At 37.8% G+C, this 6,620-nt stretch carries 5 protein-coding genes and 1 rRNA gene; all 6 read left to right on the top strand.

Features of this window, described 5'->3' with window-relative positions:
- Positions 1-113, top strand: a 23S ribosomal RNA gene (locus D8Q48_RS15670); the annotation flags it as partial.
- 344 nt (positions 114-457) lie between these two features.
- Positions 458-1,171: a Crp/Fnr family transcriptional regulator gene (locus D8Q48_RS15665; RefSeq protein ID WP_117989451.1), complete on the top strand. Its 714-nt coding sequence runs from the start codon at positions 458-460 to the stop codon at positions 1,169-1,171.
- Between the two features lie 50 nt (positions 1,172-1,221).
- Positions 1,222-3,519, top strand: coding sequence for a xanthine dehydrogenase subunit XdhA (gene xdhA, locus D8Q48_RS15660; protein ID WP_117989452.1), 2,298 nt, complete (start codon positions 1,222-1,224; stop codon positions 3,517-3,519).
- 2 nt (positions 3,520-3,521) lie between these two features.
- A complete protein-coding gene (gene xdhB / locus D8Q48_RS15655) occupies positions 3,522-4,409 on the top strand; it encodes a xanthine dehydrogenase subunit XdhB (RefSeq protein ID WP_121057158.1) in 888 nt (295 codons plus the stop codon).
- Entirely contained in the window at positions 4,402-4,908 is a 507-nt protein-coding gene (gene xdhC / locus D8Q48_RS15650) for a xanthine dehydrogenase subunit XdhC (protein ID WP_121057157.1), read from the top strand. The genes xdhB and xdhC overlap by 8 nt, the downstream gene beginning before the upstream one ends.
- Positions 4,909-4,940: 32 nt before the next feature.
- A complete protein-coding gene (locus tag D8Q48_RS15645) occupies positions 4,941-6,350 on the top strand; it encodes a solute carrier family 23 protein (RefSeq protein WP_117989455.1) in 1,410 nt (469 codons plus the stop codon).
- Positions 6,351-6,620 lie beyond the last annotated feature (270 nt).

Raw genomic sequence — 6,620 nt, 5'->3', positions numbered from 1 at the left:
CCATAACGTCAAGTTAGTAAGACCCCTTGAAGACGACGAGGTAGATAGGGCAGAGGTGGAAGTGTGGTAACACATGGAGCTGACTGTTACTAATAGGTCGAGGGCATAACCAGAACAGGTGATAGGAACAAGATGGATGAAAAAAACTTTGTATGCAGTTTTGAAGGTACATGTGAAATAGAATAAGAAAAGAGATAGATAACACGTTTGAGAATAATTCTTAAACGTGTTTTTTTTGTCCAAAAAATCGGGTAAGTTACATTATGATATTTGATTTTCCCAATGCATGTAAAAAATTATTATAGTAAAAAGTACTAAAAAAGATTATAATAAATCTATATTAATCGTGCAAAATTGTACATTTCGCTAGAAATAAAAAAAGCAAAGAAAAATAGTCACTTGACCTTTTAATGACTTTTCATTTCAAAATATAATATATCAAAAGGAGGAGCAAAGCGTGGAAATTTTTAAGGGGTTACCATCCAAAAAACGAGAATACATGAATGTTCTTTTTCGTAATTGTACGGAAGAAGTAAAGTATTATATGTCAGTTGTGGAAATAGAAGCTGATCAGACATTTATTAAAGCTGGAGAAGAGTGTAAATATATATATATCGTTTTATCTGGTAAAGTAACCGGAATAGAATGGCCGATGAATGAGAAGTCTTATTACTTTAAAGATTTTGGACCGGGAGATTTCTTTGGAGAAATCGAGTGTTTTGCAGGAATGGATAATTATAGAATTGACATTTTATCATCTACAAAGTGTCGATTGCTTGCAATTCCTTGTGTGTATTATATGGAATGGATGCATATGGATGTAGATGCATTATATATGCGGACACAGGAAAATATGAAGCGGTTAGTTATGCAGACTGCAGAGGCAAGAAGGTATTTGTTTATGGAAGGAAAAGACCGGTTGATGGTACATTTAGTTCGAAAATATGAACAAAAGCAGCCATTACCGGAAAAACTTGAATTAAAACAGACAAGAACAAGAATCTCGGAAGAAGTTGGCATATCTATGAAGACATTAAACCGTAATATTAAGAAATTAGAAGAAGTAAATCTAATACAATTGAACAAGGGCAAGATAGTCATTACGAAATCGCAATATATGATTATGAAAAAAGAACTTGAATATTATGTTAACGGAGAAAATGTTTTTTAAACACATCGTAGAGTGCGGTAAAAATAAAAGGATAAAAGGGAGGAAGAAAAATGTATGTAGGTAAAAAAGTAACTCGTGTCGATGCATATGATAAAGTAATCGGACGTACACGATATACGGACGATTTGTGTGACAAAGGTGCGTATGTTGCACGTATTTTGCATTCAACAATTGCAAATGGAAAGGTTATTTCTATTGATACAACAGAGGCTGAAAAAATTCCGGGAGTAGTAAAGGTCTGTACATGTTTTGATTTAAAAGAAAAACATTATTTCCCGACAGCCGGACATCCATGGTCAACGGATGAATCGCATCAGGATGTAGCGGACAGATTGGTGTTAACAGACAGGGTAAGATTTTATGGGGATGATATAGCAGCAGTTATTGCAGAAGATGAAGTTTCAGCAGCACAGGCACTTCGTGTTATTAAAGTAGAATATGAAGAATATCCATTTGTACTGGACGTTCATGAAGCAATGAAGGATGGAGCACCACAGTTACATGAGAACTATCCGAATAATATTTTAAAACATACAACAATCCGTAAAGGAAATTATGAGGAAGCAATCAAAGAACCTGGTTTGATCAAAGTAGAGGGATGGTATAGCACACCAACGGTACAGCATTGTCATATTGAAAACTTTATTTGTTATGCTGAGAAGGAAGCTGATCGAATCAAAATTGTTAGCTCAACACAGATTCCACATATCGTTCGTCGTGTCTGTGGTCAGGCATTAGGAATAGACTGGGGTAAGATCCGTATTATCAAACCATATATTGGCGGTGGATTCGGTAACAAACAGGATGTATTGTACGAGCCATTGTGTGCATGGTTATGTTTGCAGGTTGGCGGTCATTTAGTAAAATTAGATGTTCCAAGAGAAGAAACTTTCGTATCAACTCGTGTACGTCATGCAATTCATAGCCACATTGTTTCATGGGTAAGACCGGACGGAACGTTTGCGGCACGTAAGCTAGAAGCATTTTCTGATCAGGGTGCATATGCATCTCATGGACATAGTATTTGCGCCAAAGGAGTCGGAGCATTTCCACAGCTTTATCCATGTGACAATGTAGAGGCAGACGCCTATACTGTATTTACAAACAAATCAGTAGCAGGTGCTATGCGTGGTTATGGAATTCCACAGGCAATGTGGGCAGTGGAATGTCACACAGAGGAAGTAGCAGCGAAATTGAATATGGATCCAATAGAATTCAGACGTAAAAATCTGATGCCGGTTGGATTTGTAGATGCATTTTCTAAAAATGAATTGTATTCTGATACATTTAATCAGTGTATTGATAAAGGTATGGAAGCTACAGATTTCAAGAGAAAATACGAAGAATATAAGAATCAGACTGGTGATGTAAGAAGAGGAGTCGGAATGGCAGTGTTCTGGTACAACACAGCAGTATGGCCGATATCTCTTGAAACTTCTTCTTGTAGAATGGTACTTAACCAGGATGGTTCCCTTCAGGTACAGCTTGGAGAAACTGAGATCGGACAGGGTGCTGATACAGCATACGCTCAGATGACAGCAGATGTGCTTGGAGTTCCAATGGACATGGTACACGTTGTTTCATGTCAGGACACAGATATAACTCCATTTGGAACAGGAGCTTATGCATCACGTCAGACATATACAGCAGGATTTGCAATTCGTCAGACAGCATCACTTTTGAAAGAACACATTTTGAAATATGCACATGAGCTGACACGTATGCCGGAATATAACTTAGATATTATTGATGGTAAGATTGTACGTGTGACAGACAAAAGAGAACTGATGTCTCTAGGAGAATTGTCAACAGAAGCTTTGTATAGCTTAAATCACAGTCAGCATCTGTCAGCAGAGAGTACAGCACAGATTAAATCCAATGCATATTCATTTGGATGTACATTTGCAGAAGTAGAAGTAGATATTCCAATGTGCAAGGTTAAATTGCTTGACCTGGTAAATGTACATGATGCAGGAACACTTATCAACCCTGCATTGGCTGAGGCACAGGTACATGGTGGTATGAGTATGGGAATTGGCTTTGGATTGTCAGAAAAACTGTTGTTTGATCCAAAGACAGGAAGAGCATTGAATAATAACTTATTGGATTACAAATTATCAACATTTATGGATCATCCAAATTTACGAGCATATTTTGTTGAAAATCCAGAGCCTACAAGTGCATTTGGAACAAAATCATTAGGAGAGCCGCCTACATGTTCTATTGCACCGGCAATCCGTAATGCGGTATACCATGCAACAGGCGTATTTGTAAATGATGCACCGGTAAATCCACATAATCTCTTCCGTAAATTAAAAGAAGAACATATGATAGAAGGGGGCGAATGATTATGTACGATATTAAAGCGTTATATGAAGCAGAAAATGTAGAAGATGCGATCATACTTTTACAGGAACATCCAGAAGCACAGATCATTGCAGGGGGAAGCGATGTACTTGTGCAGATGAGAGAAGGAAAAAGAGCAGGAAAAGAGCTGGTCAGCATTTATATGATCGATGAAATGAGAGGAGTTTCATACGAAGAAGACGGTGCAATTCGTATCGGTTCGCTTACCAGCTTTTCACATATTACAAAAGATCCGATTATTCAGAAACATATCAATGTACTTGGGGAAGCAGTTGATATGGTAGGAGGACCACAAATCCGAAATATTGGAACAATCGGTGGAAATACATGTAATGGTGTAACTTCTGCGGATTCAGCATCAACACTTCATGCGTGGGATGCTGTGGTAGAGATAACAGGACCGGAAGGTGTACGTAGAATACCGATTAAAGATTTTTACATAAAAGCAGGAGTTGTAGACCTGAAACCAGCAGAAATTCAGACAGCAATTATTATACCGAAAGAATCATATGAAGGTTATTCTGGACATTATATTAAATATGCTATGAGAAATGCCATGGATATTGCAACTACAGGTTGTTCGGTTAATGTAAAACTGTCCGAAGATAAAAAAACAATTGAGGATGTCAGAATTGCATATGGTGTTGCGGGTCCAGTGCCAATGAGAGCACCATCAGCAGAGCAGGTTGCAAAGGGAAAACCAGTAACAAAAGAAGTTGTTGAAGAATTTGCAAAAGCTGTATTAGAAGACATTAATCCACGAGACAGTTGGAGAGCTGCTAAGGATTTCCGACAGCATATTGCAGTTGTTCTTGCTAAGAGAGCTTTGACAGAATCAATTCGACTGGCAGGAGGTGAGATAGATGAGTAAGCAGTATAAATTACTTTCTTGTACGATCAATGAAAAAAAAGTTGAGAAGATGATCGATGTCCGTGCTTCGCTTACGGACGTACTTCGAGATGATTTTCGAATGACCAGTGTAAAAAAAGGATGCGAAGTAGGGGAGTGTGGAGCATGTAATGTTATTATTGACGGCGAATGCTTTAACTCTTGCATTTATCTGGCAGTCTGGGCTGAAGGAAAAGAAATTCTTACATTAGAAGGTCTTGCAGGACCGAATGGCGAATTATCTGACATTCAGCAGGCATTTATAGATGAAGCAGCTGTGCAGTGTGGATTCTGTACACCAGGATGTATTATGAGTGCAACTGAAATTTTAAATGCAAAAAGAGAGTTTTCTGATGATGAAATACGAAAATTAATGTCAGGACATTTGTGTAGATGTACAGGATATGAGAATATACTAAGAGCGGTGAAAAAGACAATGTTGCGAAGACTCGGAAAAAATGAAGAGGCGGATGCAATTTAGAAAAAAGTTTATGAAAGAAAAAGGTATTTGGTATGAAAGTTAATAAAGAGGAAAATATCACCACAGTAAGTGAAGAGAATATTTACAAGTTAAACGGACGAGTTCCACTTAATAAAGCAATTCCGTTTGGATTGCAGCATGTATTGGCTATGTTTGTATCGAACTTAGCACCTGTATTGATTGTATGTAGTGCAGCTCTTGTGAGGGGGACAGGAGATCATCTGACTGCGGTAGAGATTACAAGATTATTGCAGTGTGCAATGTTTGTAGCTGGTATAGGTACTTGTTTACAGTTATATCCGATATGGAAAATCGGTTCCAAACTGCCAATCGTTATGGGAGTTAGTTTTACATTCCTTGGAAGCCTGTTAATGATCTGTACGAATCCTGATCTTGGATATGAAGGTATGGTTGGAGCAGTTATCCTCGGTGGTATTTTTGAAGGTTTGGTCGGACTCAGTGCACAGTATTGGAAAAAATATCTGACACCAATCGTATCTGCCTGCGTAGTAGTTGCAATCGGATTGTCTTTGCTTCCTGTTGGAATGAACTCATGGGGAGGTGGAAGCGGCTCAGAAACATTCGGTGCATGGTACCATTTATTTATCGGAGCTGTAACATTACTGATTTGTCTGGTATCTAGTTACTTATTAAAAGGTGTGTATAAGAACTTGAACGTTTTGGTAGGATTAATTGGAGGTTACATATTATCTGCAATTTTTACGGTTACAGGAATTGCTCCGATGATCGACTTTTCAGGAATTGCAAAAACAATTGAAGAGGTTGGATTTGTAAGTATTCCAAGACTTGTGTTCTTCACAAGCCACAAGCCGGTATTTAATCTTGGTGCATTCTTTACAATTGCAATCGTGTTCCTTGTATCTGCTGCGGAGACAACAGGTGCAACAACAGCAATAGCAAAAGGTGCATTGGACAGAGATTTAAAAATGGAAGAATTGCAGGGGTCTCTTGCAGTTGATGGATTTTCAAGTGCGATTTCAGGATGCTTTGGATGTCTTCCGCTTACATCTTTCAGCCAGAATGTCGGATTGGTAACAATGACAGGCGTTATTAACCGTTTTACAATCTTAATGGGAGCAATTATTTTGATTTTAGCATCATTATTCCCACCACTTGGAGCATTCTTTAACTCACTTCCACAGGCAGTACTTGGCGGATGTACAGTTATGATGTTCGGATCTATCATGTATGAAGGTGTGAAGATGATGAAGGATTGCGAATTCAACAACAGAACAATGATCATTGTATCACTTGCATTCTGTGTTGGTGTTGGTTTAACTCAGACAGATGGAAACTTCTTTGCTGCATTCCCGGCAGCAGTAGGTGATATCTTTAATGGAAATGCAGTTGCAGGAGTATTTGTGGTATCATTACTTCTCAGCTTGTTCTTGCCGAAACATACAGGGGAAACAGAAGAATAAAAAGAATAAAAGCAAATGGTCTGGATGCGAAAAGCATTCAGACCATTTGCTTTTTTCTGTAATCAGAAGAGCTAAAAACAAGAAAGATAAATATTATTGTCAAGAACAAAAATTGTACATGAAATTTTGCTGTAAAACGTTTTTTCTGAAATTAAAAAAATAAAAATGCAAAAAATTAACTGTTTTTTGAATAATTACGAAGAAGTTTCATGATTGGAGAAGTGCTAAACTGTAAATATAAAACGAAGAGAAGTTCAAAAGAACTGCCGA

The organism is Ruminococcus sp. B05 (genome assembly GCF_003628495.1).
In the GTDB taxonomy this organism is placed as follows: Bacteria; Bacillota; Clostridia; order Lachnospirales; family Lachnospiraceae; genus Schaedlerella; species Schaedlerella hominis.
The sequence above is the reverse complement of the archived record's forward strand: the minus strand, read 5'-3'. Positions and strand labels throughout refer to the sequence as shown.